Genomic DNA, 16,002 nt, shown 5'->3' on the forward strand with positions numbered 1-16,002 from the left:
TGCTCTGCCGTCGAGTTACTTTGTGTCTTCCGTGTGAGACCCGCCCAACTAATTTATCATGCATTCAGTGCGCGGCCATAGGCGTCGAGTACACTCTCCTTCATCATCTCCGACAGCGTCGGGTGCGGGAAGATCGTGTGCATCAGCTCTTCCTCGGTGGTCTCCAGATTCATCGCCACGACGAAGCCCTGGATCAGTTCGGTTACTTCTGCGCCAACCATGTGGGCACCCAGCAACTGGCCGGTCTTCTTGTCGAAAATGATCTTGACGAAGCCTTGGTCCTCGCCCAGCGCAATCGCCTTGCCGTTTGCGGCGAACTGGAAGCGGCCGACGCGGATGTCCTTGCCATCGGCTTTCGCTTTGGCTTCCGTCAGTCCGACCGAGGCGACTTGCGGATTGCAATAGGTGCAGCCCGGGATCTTCAGCTTGTCGATGGCATGCACGCCGGGGAAATTGGCGATCTTTTCCACACAGACCACGCCCTCATGCTCGGCCTTGTGGGCGAGCATCGGCGGTCCGGCAACGTCGCCGATGGCGTAGACGCCCGGCACATTGGTCTTGCCGTAGCCGTCGACGACGACGCAACCGCGGTCCGTCTTCACGCCGAGCGTCTCGAGGCCGAGGTTTTCGATGTTACCCTGTACGCCGACGGCCGAGATCATGCGATCGGCGGTGATCTTCTCGACCTTGCCGTCCTTCATCTCGACATGCGCGGTGACCGAGTTAGTGCCCTTCTCGACCTTGGTCACCTTGGCTTCTAGGATGATCTTCATGCCCTGCTTCTCGAACTGCTTCTGCGCGAATTTCGAGACCTCGGCGTCCTCGACCGGCATCACAGCCGGCAGCAGTTCGACCACCGTCACCTCGGCGCCCATGGTGCGGTAGAACGAGGCAAACTCGATGCCGATGGCGCCCGAGCCCATCACCAGCAGCGACTTCGGCATCTCTTTCGGCACCATCGCCTCGAAATAGGTCCAGATCAACTTGCCGTCAGGCTCGATGCCGGGCAGCGCGCGCGGCCTGGCGCCGGTCGCCAGGATGATGTGCTTGGCGCTATAGGTGCCCTCGCCCTTGACGCCCTTGGGCGCCGGCGGCTGCGGCTCCATCGGCTTCTTCGACGATTTCGACACGACGATCTCGCCAGGTTTGGTCAGCTTGGCTTCGCCCCAGATGACGTCGACCTTGTTCTTCTTCATCAGGAAGCCGACGCCGCCGTTGAGCCGCAGCGAGACCTTTCGCGAGCGATCGACGACGGCGGCTGTGTCGACGCTGACCTTGCCATCGATCTTCAGGCCGTAGTCCTTCAGATAATCCGAATAGTGCATGATCTCGGCGGAGCGCAGCAGCGCTTTGGTCGGAATGCAGCCCCAGTTGAGGCAGATGCCGCCCAAGTGCTCGCGCTCGACGATCGCCGTCTTGAAGCCAAGCTGGGCCGAACGCACTGCAGTGACATAGCCGCCGGGGCCGGAGCCGATGATGATGACGTCGTAGTTCTCAGCCACGGCTTTCTCCTTCACAATTCCAACATGAGGCGCACGAGCGGCGCCAGCGCTTGCCCGACGTTCCGCGTGTTTTCCGCGTCCAGGTGGACGCCGTCGAGCGGCGTGGTTTTGGCCACCGTGCCGGCATCGAAGAAGCCGCAGCCGGCCTCGTCGGCAAGGGTGGAATATTGCGGCGCCAGCCGCTTTGACGCGTCATCGCCGCCGGCGAACATTTCCTTGAACTCGGCGTTTTCCGTGCGGCTGACTACGGGCGGCGCGACGATCAGGATCTGCGGCGCCGGCCAATCGAACGGGTAATCATGACCGCGCACGATATCGATCAGGCGTTGCATGCCTTGTTTGGCCGCGACCGGATTACCGTGAATCCACGGCTTCATATCGTTGGCGCCGAGCATGATGACGATCAAGTCGATCGGCGCATGCGTCGTCAGGATTGTTGGCAACAGCCTTGCGCCATTGCGGTCCGCTCCGGCCAAGTGATCGTCAAAGGCGGTGGTTCGGCCATTCAGGCCTTCGGCGATGACCTCGACGCCGCTGCCCAATGCCGCCTGCAGCACGCTCGGCCAGCGATCTTCCAGCGGATGCCGGCCGAGGTTTGCCGCGTCATAGCCCCAGGTAAGCGAATCGCCGTAGCAGAGGACCGTCTTCATGTGCCTGCCCCGCCGAAACCTGGTTGCGAGCGCGCCAATCGCCAGCGCACGAAAAGCCACTGGACCAGCACCGTAGCGATGCCTGGCAGGACGAGACCGGCGACGATAGGAAGATCGCCCGACCACTCGCGCTTGCCCGGCGGCTGGGAGAAAGTCCAGCCGATCAGGGAAACTCCAACGAGCACAAAAGATGCTACCCCTATGGTCGCGGTCAGTTTTGTTGCCCGTCGTGGGTCCGACATGAATTGTGCGATGAAGAATGCGAGCGTCGCGAAGATGGTGACGAGAGCCGAGATCATGAATACAAGGATGTACTCCACGTCGGCCTTGGTGGCGACGGCGAGCCACTGCACCACCAATCCGCCGGCCAAACCGGAAAGAAAGAAGGCAAAAAGGCTGGTGAAGAATTTCCGCACCGCCCTGTTTCCCTTCTCTTAAACCAGCATGCCCATTGGATTTTCGATCATACGCTTGAAGGCGACGAGCAGCTCGGCGCCGAGCGCACCGTCGACGGCGCGGTGATCGGTCGACAGCGTCACCGACATGATTGTGGCGATCTTGATCTCGCCGTTCTTGACCACTGCGCGTTGCTCGCCGGCGCCGACCGCAAGGATCGTCGCATGCGGCGGGTTGATGACGGCAGAAAAATCCTTGATGCCGAACATGCCGAGATTGGACACCGCCGTGGTGCCGCCCTGATATTCTTCCGGCTTCAGCTTGCGGCTGCGGGCGCGGCCGGCAAGATCCTTCATCTCGTTGGAGATGACGGACATCGTCTTTTCGTCAGCACGCCGGATGATCGGGGTGATCAGGCCGCCGGGGATCGATACGGCAACGCCGACATCGGCGTGCTTGTGTTTGATCATGGTGTTTTCTGTCCACGACGCATTGGCATCCGGAACCGCCATCAGCGCCATGGCAAGAGCCTTGATGACCATGTCGTTGACCGACAGCTTGTAGGCCGGCGTTTCGCCCTTCTCGGTCTTCTTCACTGGCGCGGCCGCATTGATCTGCGTGCGCAGGGCCAGAAGTGCGTCGAGCTCGCAGTCGAGCGTCAGATAGAAATGCGGGATGGTGGTCTTGGCTTCGACCAGCCGCCTCGCAATGGTCTTGCGCATATTGTCGTGCGGGATCAGCTCGTAGGAGCCTTCGGCAAACAGTTTGAGCACCTGCTCGTCCGACATGGCCTTGGGTGCTGCGGCCGCAGGTGCCGGAGCGCCGGCGGGCGCCGCTTTTGCTGCTGGTGCCGCCTTGGCGCCGCCACTGGAAATTGCGGCATCGACATCGGCCTTTACTACGCGGCCGCGGGGGCCGGAGCCTGTCAGCGCCGCGACATCGACGCCGGCTTCCCTGGCAATGCGCCGGGCCAGCGGCGAGGCGAAGATGCGCTCACCGCTTGCGTGGCCGTTGGCGACCGGCACCGCTTCCGCCTTAGGCGCAGGTGCGGCAGGCTCCTGCTTCGACGCTTCGGGCTTTGATGTTTCAGCTTTGGGGGCTTCCGCTTTCGGCGCCTCAGCCTTGGCCGGCGCAGCGCCATCACCGCTTTTGGCGGCAGAAGCAGCATCCTCGCCCTCGGCAGCCAGCACCGCGATCAGCGCATTGACCTTGACGCCTTCTGTGCCGGCCGGAACCACCAGCTTGGCGACCGTGCCCTCGTCGACGGCTTCGACTTCCATCGTCGCCTTGTCGGTCTCGATCTCGGCAATCACGTCGCCGGGCGAAACTTTATCGCCTTCCTTGACCAGCCACTTGGAAAGATTGCCCTCTTCCATTGTGGGCGACAGCGCCGGCATGGTGATGTTGATCGGCATTTTGTCCTCCCGCCCTGCTCAGCGATACGTGACGGCTTTGACCGCCTCGACGACCTCGCCGACATTGGGCAGCGCCAGCTTTTCGAGGTTCGCCGCATAGGGCATCGGCACGTCCTTGCCGGCAATTGTAATGACCGGTGCATCGAGGAAATCGAAGGCGCGCTGCGAGACCTGATTGGCGATATGGTCGCCGACCGAGTTCTGCGGAAAGCCTTCCTCGACCACCACGAGGCGATTGGTCTTTTTGACCGAGGCGATGATGGTGTCGAAGTCGAGCGGGCGGATGGTGCGCAAGTCGATGATCTCGGCATCGATGCCCATGCCGCGCAACTCCGCCTCCGCCTTTAGCGCGTAGGTCATGCCGATGCCGAACGAGACGATGGTCACGTCCTTGCCGGATTTGTGAATGCGCGCCTTGCCGATCGGCAACACGAAATCGTCCATCTTCGGCACGTCGAAGGAGTGGCCGTAAAGGATTTCGTTTTCGAGGAAGATGACCGGGTTCGGATCGCGGATCGCCGCCTTGAGCAGACCCTTGGCGTCGGCGGCGGTATAAGGCATCACCACCTTCAAGCCGGGAATATGGCTGTACCAGGCGGCATAGCACTGCGAATGCTGCGCGGCGACGCGGGCAGCAGCGCCGTTCGGGCCGCGAAAGACGATCGGGGCGCCCATCTGGCCGCCGGACATATAGAGCGTCTTGGCGGCTGAATTGATGATCTGGTCGATCGCCTGCATGGCGAAGTTGAAGGTCATGAATTCGACGATCGGCTTCAGGCCGGCCATCGCCGCGCCAACACCAACGCCGGCAAAGCCGTGCTCGGTGATCGGCGTGTCGACCACGCGCCGCGGACCGAATTCCTGCAACAGGCCTTGCGTGATCTTGTAGGCTCCCTGGTACTCGGCAACCTCCTCGCCCATGACAAAGACGTCGCCGTCGCGGCGCATTTCCTCCGCCATTGCATCGCGCAAGGCTTCACGCACTGTGGTCGAGACCATTTCGGTGCCGGCCGGGATGTCCGGATCGGCGGCAATTTCCAGCTTGGGCGAGGCGGCAACAGGTGCTGCCGCTTCGCTCTTGGCCGGAGCAGCAACGGGGGGCGGAGCAGCCGCGGGCGCTGCCGCTTGCGACTCGACAGCCTCCTCGCCAATGCCTTCGCCTGCCTCGTCGATATCTTCGCCATCGACGGCCAGCACGGCGATCAGCGTGTTGACTTTGACACCCTCGGTGCCGGCAGGAACCACGATCTTGGCAAGCGTGCCGTCGTCCACGGCTTCGACTTCCATCGTTGCCTTGTCGGTCTCAATCTCGGCAATGGCGTCACCCGCCGCGACCTTGTCGCCCTCTTTCTTCAACCACTTGGAAACATTACCCTCTTCCATGGTCGGCGAGAGGGCGGGCATGAGAATTTCGATCGGCATGTCCTTGCCCTCTCGTTAAAGTACGATGTCGGTCCAGAGCTCGGACGGATCCGGCTCCGCGTCGTTCTGGGCAAATTCTGCGGCATCGGCGACAATGTCGCGGACTTCCTTGTCGATGGCCTTGAGCTCGTCCTCGCTTGCCCATTTCTTGTCGAGCAGCCGCGCTTTGACCTGCTCGATCGGGTCACGTTCGGAGCGCATTTTCTGCACTTCTTCCTTGGAGCGGTATTTTGCCGGATCCGACATCGAATGGCCGCGGTAACGATAGGTCTGCATTTCGAGAATGAGCGGCCCGTTGCCGGCGCGGCACCATTCGGCGGCGAGGTCGCCGGCTGCCTTTACAGCGCGCACATCCATGCCGTCGACCTGGATGCCTGGAATCTTGAAGGACGCGCCGCGGTGCGAGAAATCCGTCTCGGCCGACGAGCGCGAGACCGAGGTGCCCATGGCGTAGCGGTTGTTCTCGATGATGTAGATCACCGGAAGCTTCCACAGCGAGGCCATGTTGAAGCTTTCGTAGACCTGGCCCTGGTTCGCCGCGCCATCGCCGAAATAGGTCAGCGTCACATTGTTGTTGCCGCGATAGCGGTTGGCGAAGGCAATGCCGGTGCCGAGCGACACTTGCGCGCCGACGATGCCGTGGCCGCCGTAAAAATGCTTCTCCTTGGAGAACATGTGCATGGAGCCGCCCTTGCCTCTCGACAGGCCGCTACGGCGCCCGGTCAGTTCGGCCATGACGCCGCGCGGTGACAACTCCATGGCCAGCATATGACCATGGTCGCGATAGGCGGTGATCATCTGGTCGCCGTCGATCAGCGCCATCTTCATGCCGGTAACGACCGCTTCCTGGCCGATGTAGAGGTGGCAGAAACCGCCGATGAAGCCCATGCCGTAAAGCTGGCCGGCCTTTTCCTCGAAGCGGCGGATGAGCAGCATGTGCCGGTAGGCGGCAAGCTCCTGGTCTTTGGTGAATTCAACAGGCTTCGGGGTGGAAAGGCCCGGCATCTTGCCGTCTGATTTGGATTTGGCAGGCGCTTTTCTGGTGGCGGTGGCCATGCATCACTCCCTGTTGGCGTCTCTTGGCGGACAGCGAGGGAGATCAGTTCTCCCACCGATTTGAGGCAGGCTAACATGCAGGGAAGGCTTTCGCCATGCCGAAAACGCATGGCTGTCATGCATCTAAGCAATTAAAATCATTGCAAATATCGCTGATTAACTGAGATCAGGTTATCTTGCGACCGGCAGCATGATGGTGATCTCGTCGGCGTGGGACAGATTAAGCGCCTTGCGCGCCTGCTCGTCCAGCATGTCCTTCTCCAGCGTGCCTTCATGCATCAGCTGAACGCGGCGCTCGAGATCGATCCGGCGCGCCCTGACGGCATCGAGCCTGCCCTGCAATTCGGCAGTCTCAGCTTCGAGCTGATACTTGGAATAGATGCCGAACTCGCCATGATAGGCATGGAAACCGAAATAAGTCAGGAACACCACGCAGAGCGAGGGGATGATCAGCCGGCCGGTGTTTCTTTGCTTGTGCTGGCGTGTCCACATGGTCCGAATCCTCTACGCCGCCTTTGTCGCCCGATTGTGCTTAATGGACGGTTACAACCTGTTGGATTCAGAGCCTGGAAGCAAAAAAGGGCAGGAATGTCCCCGCCCTCGTCGCCACGGATTTTCTCTCGAAATCAGCTTTTCACGATCGACTTGCCGGCATATCGCGCCTGCTTGCCGAGCTCCTCCTCAATGCGGATGAGCTGGTTGTACTTGGCCATGCGATCCGAGCGCGACAGCGAGCCCGTCTTGATCTGCCCGCAATTGGTGGCAACGGCGAGGTCGGCGATGGTCGAATCCTCGGTCTCGCCCGAGCGGTGCGACATCACCGCGGTATAGCCGGCCTTGTGCGCGGTCTCGACGGCGTCGAGCGTCTCGGTAAGCGAGCCGATCTGGTTGACCTTGACCAGGATCGAATTGGCGACACCCATGCGGATGCCGTCGCGCAGCCGCGCCGTGTTGGTGACGAACAGATCGTCGCCAACCAGCTGCGTTTGCTTGCCGATGAGATCAGTCAGTATTTTCCAACCGTCCCAGTCATCCTCGGCCAGGCCGTCCTCAATGGTGATGATCGGGTAGTCGGCAGCGAGTTTGGCCAGATATCTGGCCTGCGCCTTCGGGTCGCGGGTTTTCCTCTCGCCTTCATAGACGTAGTTGCCGTCCTTGAAGAATTCGGTCGCCGCGCAGTCGAGGCCTAGCGCAACCTCCTCGCCAGGCTTGAAGCCGGCCTGCTCGATCGATTCCATGATGAAGTCGAGCGCGGCCGGCGCGCTCTTCAGGTTGGGGGCAAAGCCGCCCTCGTCGCCGACATTGGTGTTATGGCCGGCGTCCTTCAGCTTCTTTCGCAGCGTATGAAAGATCTCCGAGCCCCAGCGCACGCCGTCGCGCAGCGTCGGCGCGCCGATCGGCAGGATCATGAATTCCTGGAAATCGATCGGGTTGTCGGCATGCGCGCCGCCATTGATGATGTTCATCATAGGCACCGGCAGCACATGGGCCTTGGTGCCGCCGACATAACGATAGAGCGGCAGGTCGGCCGCTTCGGCCGCGGCCTTGGCCACAGCCAGCGACACGCCGAGGACGGCATTGGCGCCGAGCCGGCTCTTGTTGGGCGTACCATCGAGCTCGATCATGGTCTGGTCGATATGGATCTGATTCTCTGCCTCCATGCCGCCGATCGCCTCGAACAGCTCGCCGTTCACCGCCTCGACCGCCGTGAGCACGCCCTTGCCGAGATAGCGGGGGCCGCCATCGCGCAGTTCGACCGCCTCATGCGCGCCGGTCGAGGCGCCGGACGGCACCGCGGCGCGACCCATCGAGCCGTCTTCGAGCACGACGTCGACCTCCACGGTCGGATTTCCGCGGCTGTCCAGGATTTCACGCCCGACAATGTCGATGATGGCCGTCATTGCGATGTCCCCGATTGATCGATTGAAGCGTCGCGCACCTCTTAGCCAAAGCGCCGCAAAACGCAATCGGGGCACTTGCAAATATTGCCCGTGCGCTACGGATTCACGAAGCACGAAGCGCTGTCATCATTTGTCATACGCGGCATGCCGGTTTCTGGTTTATGGCTGTTGTCGCGCGGGGCGAAACAGGAGGAGTTTCGCCATGTCCCAGTTGAGCGGTATTGTGAGTTTGTTCCTGATCGCGGCTGCGTTCCTGACGTCGTGCGACAATCAGCAACCCCCGCAGGGATCGTCGCCTTTGCCGGCCCTGCAGATTGCGCAGTAGCATCCCGCCACATCGAAAGGCCCCCGATTTCCCGGGGGCCTTTTTGATTCCAGGAGACTTAGTCAGTGCCAGTAAGGTCAGTGCCAGTAAGGCTCGACCTTGTAGTAGTTGTATGAGGCGTCACGCGCGGCCTCGCCGTCGGCGCCGGTCAGCTCGTTGATCGAATAGGAAGGAGCGGCCATCAGCTGGTCTTTGGTGAACGGCACGACATAGCCGCCCTTGTTCTCATCATAGTCAAGGCTCGCCCACGGAATGGCGTGGTATTTCTCGCCGATGCCGAGAAATCCGCCAAAACCGATCACGGCAAACATGATTCCGTTCGACAGTTTGTCGAGCATGACGTCCTCGATGTCGCCGATATGAGTGCCTTCCGTATTGTAGACCGATGTGCCGATAACCCGCGAAGCGGCGATGGCTTCGGTGTGTCCCGTCTGGGTCGTCATGGTGTGCTCCTCGTCGTCGTTGACATTAGATTTTGACAATGAGGGCCGCGGGCTAAGGTTCCAGGCGGGTTCGAAATTCTTCAAAGTTTTCCTGGCGGCGCTGCTGTGGCGCAACTGCTGGTTCAACCCACGCTTTTGGCAATGCGATCGAACGCCATGAGCCGTTCAAGCAATGCGGGAAGATCCTTTAGCGGCACCATGTTGGGACCGTCGGAAGGCGCGTTGTCGGGGTCCTGGTGCGTCTCGATGAAGACGCCGGCGACGCCAACCGCGACGGCCGCGCGCGCCAGCGTCTCGACAAAGCGCCGGTCGCCTCCAGACGAACCGCCCTGCCCACCCGGCTGCTGCACGGAATGGGTGGCATCGAAAATCACCGGCGCGCCGATCTCGGCCATGATCGGCAGCGCCCGCATGTCGGACACCAGGGTGTTGTAACCAAAGGATGCGCCGCGCTCGGTGACCAAGACATTGGCGTTGCCGGAGCCGATGATTTTGGCGACGACGTTCTTCATGTCCCACGGCGCGAGGAATTGCCCCTTCTTCACATTGACCACCTTGCCGGTTTTTGCCGCAGCAATCAGCAAATCGGTCTGGCGGCTGAGGAAGGCAGGAATCTGCAGGATATCGGCATGAAGAGCGACGATCGCGCATTGTTCCTCAGTGTGGACGTCGGTCAGGATCGGCAGCGAAAAATTCTTGCGCAAGTCGTCGAAGATCGGCATTGCCGCTTCAAGTCCCGCACCGCGCGTGCCGCCAAGCGATGTGCGATTGGCCTTGTCGTAGCTGGTCTTGTAGACGAGTCCGATGCCGAGCCTTTCAGTCAATTCCTTTAGCGCACCAGCCATGTCGAAAGCGTGCTGCCGCGATTCCAGCTGGCATGGACCGGCGATCAGCGACAGGGGCGTGCTGTTGCCGAAAATGACCTTCCCGACCGCAACGGAGGAGTTTGGCATCAGTGGATTGAGCTTGTTCATGCGATCTCCCGGAAGATGAAGGCTGCGCCCTGCCCTGGCGCCGGCGGCACGATGATATCACCGCCGCGCATGTGGTGTTCGACAGAATTGGCTGCAAGCAGCTTGGCGACGGTGTCGCCGTGCCTAACCGAAAAGACGATCCCAGCAAAGCGGAGTTCAGATGGCGCGCCGGCAGGAATGCCGAAGCGTGCCGAATAGGCTGCAGGATCCAGAACGGTCACGACGGCATTCGGCAGCTCATAGACAGTGCCGCCGCCCTGCGCCTTGATCCCAGCCGCGATCGAAATCACATTGCGTTGTTCGAAGGGTTCGCCACTGGCTGCCACGATTTCGACAATGCCGGTTGCGCCATTAGCGTGGGCCTGCAACGCAGTGCGGTCGACGTTCGGCGCATTGATCCGCTCGCAGGCGAAGAGAAAAGCGTCCGTTGCCTTGCCTGTAGCCGCGAAGGCCAGTTTGAACGATGCGGTGTCGCTCTTTCCCGTCGCATCGGTGAAGGCGCGCGAAAAGCTTAGCGCGTCTCCCGCCGACAGACCGGCTTCCATGTAGCGCGCGTGGTCAGCGGCGGCGCTTTCGGTGCCCAGCGCCACGGCAGAAAATCCTTCATCGCCGTTTTCTTCGCGATACGTGCGATCACGCACGACAAAGACATTGCGGTTCGCGATCGCCGTTGCCGCGGCCTGCCGGTCAGCGACCGCGAGCGGCTCGAGATAGGTGCCGTCGGTGAGGAAGACACAGCAGTTTTCGGTTCCGAAAGGGTGGATACCTGTCGGCGCAACGGTAAAGCCGAGCAAGGTCAAGCGCGCCCGCGCAACATCGAGGCTCGCTGTCGGCAGCACCAGGTGATCGAGCGGATGAGGCCTTGCGGGGGTGTCCTCTGTCATGTCCCGCGCGATGTGCCTCATTCCTGAAAATCGTTCAAGGGCTTGGCCGACGCCTCAGCGGAAAGACCACATCAGCGCGTAGGGGACGGCGGCTCGTCAACTTGCAACGATGTCGGCCGAATAACGCAATTCGCGCAGCGGTTTGACCCGGCTGGTCGTCTCTGCATAGAGCGGATGCGCCTTGTAGGCGGCGAGCGCCGCTTCGTCCTCGAACTCGGCGTAGACGACCACATCGATCTCATCCGAGAGCGGGTCGACCTTGGTGTTGAGCGTTACCTCGAAATGGCGCGAGTGGGGTATCTTGCCGAGCGCCAGCAGACCCGTACGCACTGCCTCGACGTCCACTTTACGCCGCGCGCTGAAGAAAACGATATGCCGGATCAACCCAGCCTCCTGGACCGTTGGACCGGCGTTCTTTTGTGTCAGCGGGAGCGTGCCGTCAATCGGCAGGATGTCGCGTCGGCGAACCGTGGCGAGGAAGAGAAACTACACCATACTGGTTACATAGTGCACGACGCGGGTCACCTCCCTGATGGTCCTGTCGAGGTAGCGGCCTTGGTTGTAAATGCCGTCCCAGATCAGGAAAAAGGTGACGGCAGTGATGATGATGACATAACGCATGGCTAAAACTAGCGCATATGGGTGGTTGCAACCATAGTGATTCCGGCCCTGCTGGGAACCTCCCCGAATTTTAACGGCCTCTGTGGTCTGTCTGCTGCGATGCTTGCTGGCCAGAATGGCGCTACCGCTGCAGGGCGGCTTGGAAAGATAACCCCGCTCGGCTTCGACGACCGCTTCCCGCCTTGCCTCAAAGCGTGATGCGGTACTTGGAAAACCCCGCTTCGCCCTCGCCCGCCGGCTCGATCGTCAGCGACTTCACTTGCGCAATAAACTCTCTCGCCTTGGCGCCAGTCTCGAACACGACGCTGGTTCCCGGTAGTGGCGCAAACGACCAGTTGGCGTCCGCCGACGGGTTGATGGTGCCTTCGCTGACGATGTAGCGCACGATCACGTCGCGGTTGGTGTCGGGCGCTTCGTAGATGATCTTCGAGGCATTGATCTCCGGGAAATTGCCGCCGCCGCCGGCTCGGTAGTTGTTGGTGGCGACGACGAATTTCCGCTTGGGACCAATTGGTTTGCCGTCGAACATCAAGTCAATGATGCGGGTCGAGCCAGCATTCACCAGCCCGCCCTTCGAATCATATTTCGGCGGCTGCGACAGGTCGATCCGGTAGGTGACGCCGTCGATCACGTCGAAATTATAAGACGGGAAGTCGGTGTTGATGAGCGCCTGGTCGGCTTTGCCCGGTTCGATCCGGTTGAAGATGCCGGCCGACATTTCCAGCCATTCCTTCACCTCTGCCCCGGTGATTTCGACGGCGCGCACCGTGTTTGGATAGAGATAGAGGTCGGCGACGTTCTTTATGGCGATATCGCCCACCGGCACGTCGGTGTAATAGTCGGCGCCGTTGCGCCCGCCCGCCTTAAACGGTGCCGCCGCCGACAGCAGCGGCATATCCTTCCACTCGGTGTTCTTCAGGATGTCCTTCAAGTACCAGGTCTGCGCCTGGCTGACGATCTGCACCGATGGATCGTCGGCGACCAGCGCAAAATAGGAATAGAGCGGCGCCGAGGTTTTGCCGACCGGCCGGCGCACATAGGCAAGCGTCGCCTCGTGGTCCTGTTTGAGCGCGTCGACGATGCGCTGGTCGTCCGCGACGGTCGGCTTGTTCGTCTTGTCGACCCGCTCAAAGATCGGCCTGGCCTCAGAGGTCGTCGAAACGATTTTCCACGTCGATCCGTCGCGCTCCAGCAACAGATCGATCAGCCCCATGTGCGAGCCCCAGAAGCCGGCCATGACGGCGGGCTTGCCTTGCAACGTGCCTTTCGCCGTATCGACGGCGTCCAGCGACTGAAAGTCCTTCTTGCCGGGGAAGACCAGATGCTGGTGGCCGGTGAACACCGCATCGATACCTTCGACACCGGCAACGAAGAAGGAGGCGTTCTCCATCATGTCGCTTTGCTTCACGTCGATGCCGGAATGGGAGAGCGCAATGACGATGTCGGCGCCTTCTTCCTTCATTTGCGGCACCCACGCCTTGGCCGCCTCGACGATGTCGCGCGTCTTGACACTGCCCTCGAGATTTTTCAGGTCCCAGACCATGATCTGCGGCGGCACGAAGCCGATGATGCCGATCCTGATCGGTTGCTCGGCGCCCGACCCGTCTTTGATCTTCCTGTCGAGGATGACGTAAGGCTTGAGATAAAGCTTGTCGTCGCGCGCGTTCGCGGCGAGCTCCGTGCCGCGGATCAAATTCGCGCAGACAAACGGGAAATTGGCACCGGCCAGCACCTTGTCCATGAACGACAGGCCGTAGTTGAACTCGTGGTTGCCGAGCGTCGAGCATTCGTAGCCGAGCAGGTTCATGCCCTTCATGACCGGATGCAGATCGCCGTCCTTCATCCCCCTTTCGTAGGCGATGTAGTCGCCCATCGGGTTGCCTTGCAGAAGGTCGCCATTATCGATCAGCATCGCGTTGGTTGCTTCCTTGCGCACGGCTTCAATCAACGATGCCGTTCGCGACAGCCCCATCGTGTCGTTAGCTTTGTCGGCGTAGTAGTCGTAAGGCAGCACATTCACGTGGATGTCGGTCGTCTCCATAATCCTCAGATGCGCCTGATTGGCTTGAGCCCGGGCGGAGAACGGGTGCAGCATGATCAGCGCTCCGCTGGCGGCAACGCCGGCGAGGAAATCGCGGCGTGAGACGAGGTGGCGCAATTGGGACATTCGTTCTCTCTTCCTTCCACGACGTGACAAGTCCTGCCCGAAGCAAAGCTTCGCGCCGAAATCCAGCCGAGTCCAGAAGCCGATTCCATCAAGAGGAGGTGACGCGCCGATGAATGTCCGGCAGCGAACAATCAGCCCTTATCGTCGTCGCCCTGGGTGATCAGCCGCGCGCTGCGCTGACCGGTGAAGTAGATCCATAGCCAACTCAGGGAAACCGCAAGCCGGTTACGAAAGCCGATCAGGAAGTAAATATGCGCCAAGCCCCATAGCCACCAGGCAAGCCGGCCGGTAAGCTTGATCCAGCCGAAATCGATGGCCGCCGCGCGCTTGCCTATCGTCGCCAAATCGCCGTCATGCCTGTAGCTGAAAGGACGCGGTGTCGCGTCACCGGCAAGCCTTGCCTTGATCGCCGTGGCGACGTGCCGTCCCTGCTGCTTGGCGGCGGGCGCGACGCCCGGCACCAGCCGGCCATCCGGCCGCAGGACGTGCGCTGCGTCACCGATGACGAAAATCTCCGGGTTTCCCGGCGCACTCAGGTCGGGCTCGACAAGCACTCTGCCCGCGCGGTCCGCTGCCGCGCCGAGCCATTCGGCGGCCGGCGAAGCGGCTACGCCCGCCGCCCAAAGAATTGTCCTGGCCGGCAAATGCCTGTCGCCGAAGACGACACCCTCAGCATCGCAGCGCGTAACCGCTCGGCCGAGTTCGACGGTCACGCCGAGCCGTTCGAGCGCCTTCATTGCATAATCGGAGAGTTCCGGCGCGAAATTGGCAAGAACGCGGTCGCCGGCCTCAATCAGCACCACACGCGTCCGCCGCGTGTCGATGTTGCGGAACTCGCCGCGCAGCGTGTCATGCGCCAGTTCGGCAATCGTGCCGGCCAATTCCACGCCGGTCGGCCCGCCGCCGACGATCGCCAGCGTCAGCAGTGCCTGGCGCTGGGCGGGATCGGTTTCCCGCTCGGCCTGCTCGAAAGCCAAAAGAATACGCCGTCGAATGGTGGTGGCGTCCTCCAGTGTCTTCAGGCCCGGGGCGAATGGCTCCCATTCGTCATGGCCGAAATAGGCGTGCCGCGCGCCGGTGGCCAGCACCAGCGTGTCGTAAGCGACCGTGCCGCCGTCCTGCAGCAGCACGCGCTTGCCGGTGCGGTCGATGCCAGTCACGGTGGCAAGCAGCGTCGTCACGTCCTTGCGCCTGCGCAGGAGATGGCGGATCGGCCAAGCCACTTCGGAGGTGGCCAGGGCCGTCGTCGCCACCTGATAGAGCAGCGGCTGAAAGAGGTGATGATTGCGCCTGTCGATCATGGTGATGCGCACCGGCGCGCCGGCAAGTGCGCGGGTGAATTCGAGGCCGCCGAAACCGGCGCCTACGACGACGACGTGATGGTTGGCTATGTTTATCTCACTCATCCCTCTCGCCAAGGCTGATGTAAGTATCGTTGTGCAGGGCAGCAATGCCTGCGCTGCAACTGCCTGGGACTCGTCTCTTGATGTCGTGAATACGCATGCTGCAGACTCATTCCCGGATATAGCTTACGTCCCGGATACGACTTGGTTGGAACAGTATATTGTAGGTGAAGCATGGCTAGGAATGAAGATGATGACCCAGCGCAGTACGCCTCGCCGCCTTGTTTTATGCACGAACTTGATCCGGAGTTCCAAGCGCCGCTCTCCGACTGGACCAACGTAAGGCGCTGGCGCAAGGCCGAGCGCGAGCGGTTGATCGTATCCCGCCTTGCCGTTTCGGCCGACACGCGCGCAGCCATGTCGCAGCGCATTGCCGAAGGGCTCGACGCGGTGATCGGCGACATCGCCGGCCGCATGGTCAGCCTCTATTGGCCGTTTCGCGGCGAGCCGGACCTGCGCCCGTGGATGGAAACCGTTAACGCGCGGGGCGGGCGCACGGCGTTGCCCGTCGTCGTCGAGAAAGACCGGCCGCTTGTCTTTCGCGCCTATACCCACGGAGACCGGCTGGAGAAGGGCGTCTGGAATATCCCGATACCGGCTGACGGCGATCCGGTGTTGCCCGACATCGTCATTTCGCCGATCGTCGGCATCGATCCCGGGCAGTTTCGCCTGGGTTATGGCGGCGGCTTCTTCGATCGCACGCTTGCCGCGATGCCCTTCAAACCGCTGGTCGTCGGCGTCGGCTACGAACTGCAGCGCATCGTCACCATCTACCCGCAGCCGCACGACATTCCGATGGACCGTGTGGTGACCGAGGCAGTCAACACCTAGGCGAGTTCGGGC

At 61.5% G+C, this 16,002-nt stretch carries 17 protein-coding genes; 2 read left to right on the top strand and 15 right to left on the bottom strand.

Annotated features, from left to right (window positions below; translation table 11 throughout):
- Positions 1-56: 56 nt before the first annotated feature.
- The 8 genes from lpdA to eno form a co-directional block, all read right to left on the bottom strand.
- A complete protein-coding gene (lpdA, locus tag NKJ23_RS17165) occupies positions 57-1,502 on the bottom strand; it encodes a dihydrolipoyl dehydrogenase (RefSeq protein ID WP_352681294.1) in 1,446 nt (481 codons plus the stop codon).
- Positions 1,503-1,513: 11 nt separating this feature from the next.
- The gene (locus NKJ23_RS17170) at positions 1,514-2,152 is read right to left on the bottom strand and encodes an SGNH/GDSL hydrolase family protein (protein WP_352681296.1); all 639 of its coding nucleotides are present in this window, start codon (positions 2,150-2,152) and stop codon (positions 1,514-1,516) included.
- Entirely contained in the window at positions 2,149-2,568 is a 420-nt protein-coding gene (locus NKJ23_RS17175) for a hypothetical protein (protein ID WP_023675084.1), read from the bottom strand. The genes NKJ23_RS17170 and NKJ23_RS17175 overlap by 4 nt, the downstream gene beginning before the upstream one ends.
- A gap of 18 nt (positions 2,569-2,586) precedes the next feature.
- Positions 2,587-3,963, bottom strand: coding sequence for a pyruvate dehydrogenase complex dihydrolipoamide acetyltransferase (locus NKJ23_RS17180; RefSeq protein ID WP_352681298.1), 1,377 nt, complete (start codon positions 3,961-3,963; stop codon positions 2,587-2,589).
- A gap of 18 nt (positions 3,964-3,981) precedes the next feature.
- A complete protein-coding gene (locus NKJ23_RS17185; RefSeq protein ID WP_352681300.1) occupies positions 3,982-5,385 on the bottom strand; it encodes a pyruvate dehydrogenase complex E1 component subunit beta in 1,404 nt (467 codons plus the stop codon).
- 15 nt (positions 5,386-5,400) lie between these two features.
- A complete protein-coding gene (gene pdhA / locus NKJ23_RS17190; protein ID WP_352681338.1) occupies positions 5,401-6,390 on the bottom strand; it encodes a pyruvate dehydrogenase (acetyl-transferring) E1 component subunit alpha in 990 nt (329 codons plus the stop codon).
- A gap of 222 nt (positions 6,391-6,612) precedes the next feature.
- Complete coding sequence (locus NKJ23_RS17195; RefSeq protein ID WP_023675088.1) at positions 6,613-6,933, bottom strand: FtsB family cell division protein; 321 nt, start codon at positions 6,931-6,933, stop codon at positions 6,613-6,615.
- Between the two features lie 134 nt (positions 6,934-7,067).
- Positions 7,068-8,342 carry a phosphopyruvate hydratase gene (gene eno, locus NKJ23_RS17200; protein WP_352681302.1) on the bottom strand — a complete coding sequence of 425 codons (1,275 nt, stop codon included), beginning with the start codon at positions 8,340-8,342 and terminating at the stop codon, positions 7,068-7,070.
- Between the two features lie 202 nt (positions 8,343-8,544).
- On the opposite strand from eno, the gene NKJ23_RS17205 reads away from it, so the two are divergent.
- Positions 8,545-8,667, top strand: coding sequence for a hypothetical protein (locus tag NKJ23_RS17205; RefSeq protein ID WP_084642452.1), 123 nt, complete (start codon positions 8,545-8,547; stop codon positions 8,665-8,667).
- A 77-nt stretch (positions 8,668-8,744) separates the two neighbouring features.
- Here the strand turns inward: NKJ23_RS17205 and NKJ23_RS17210 are convergent, their stop codons facing one another.
- From NKJ23_RS17210 to NKJ23_RS17240, 7 genes are all read right to left on the bottom strand, one after another.
- Positions 8,745-9,110, bottom strand: a complete 366-nt coding sequence (locus NKJ23_RS17210) for a PRC-barrel domain-containing protein (RefSeq protein WP_023675091.1) — start codon at positions 9,108-9,110, stop codon at positions 8,745-8,747.
- A gap of 122 nt (positions 9,111-9,232) precedes the next feature.
- Positions 9,233-10,084 (bottom strand): 3-deoxy-8-phosphooctulonate synthase, encoded by an 852-nt coding sequence (gene kdsA, locus NKJ23_RS17215; protein ID WP_352681304.1) that lies wholly within the window; start codon positions 10,082-10,084, stop codon positions 9,233-9,235.
- Positions 10,081-10,968, bottom strand: a complete 888-nt coding sequence (locus NKJ23_RS17220; RefSeq protein ID WP_352681306.1) for a VOC family protein — start codon at positions 10,966-10,968, stop codon at positions 10,081-10,083. Before NKJ23_RS17220 ends, kdsA begins: the two co-directional genes overlap by 4 nt.
- Before the next feature lie 96 nt (positions 10,969-11,064).
- Positions 11,065-11,352: a Dabb family protein gene (locus tag NKJ23_RS17225; protein ID WP_352621726.1), complete on the bottom strand. Its 288-nt coding sequence runs from the start codon at positions 11,350-11,352 to the stop codon at positions 11,065-11,067.
- A gap of 102 nt (positions 11,353-11,454) precedes the next feature.
- Positions 11,455-11,589: a hypothetical protein gene (locus NKJ23_RS17230; protein ID WP_352681308.1), complete on the bottom strand. Its 135-nt coding sequence runs from the start codon at positions 11,587-11,589 to the stop codon at positions 11,455-11,457.
- Positions 11,590-11,776: 187 nt separating this feature from the next.
- A complete protein-coding gene (locus NKJ23_RS17235; protein WP_352681310.1) occupies positions 11,777-13,756 on the bottom strand; it encodes a bifunctional 2',3'-cyclic-nucleotide 2'-phosphodiesterase/3'-nucleotidase in 1,980 nt (659 codons plus the stop codon).
- Between the two features lie 131 nt (positions 13,757-13,887).
- Positions 13,888-15,153, bottom strand: a complete 1,266-nt coding sequence (locus NKJ23_RS17240) for an NAD(P)/FAD-dependent oxidoreductase (RefSeq protein ID WP_352681340.1) — start codon at positions 15,151-15,153, stop codon at positions 13,888-13,890.
- 234 nt (positions 15,154-15,387) lie between these two features.
- On the opposite strand from NKJ23_RS17240, the gene NKJ23_RS17245 reads away from it, so the two are divergent.
- Positions 15,388-15,990: a 5-formyltetrahydrofolate cyclo-ligase gene (locus NKJ23_RS17245; protein WP_502902543.1), complete on the top strand. Its 603-nt coding sequence runs from the start codon at positions 15,388-15,390 to the stop codon at positions 15,988-15,990.
- Positions 15,991-16,002: the final 12 nt, after the last annotated feature.

The organism is Mesorhizobium sp. M0184 (genome assembly GCF_040322215.1).
Lineage (GTDB): Bacteria > Pseudomonadota > Alphaproteobacteria > Rhizobiales > Rhizobiaceae > Mesorhizobium.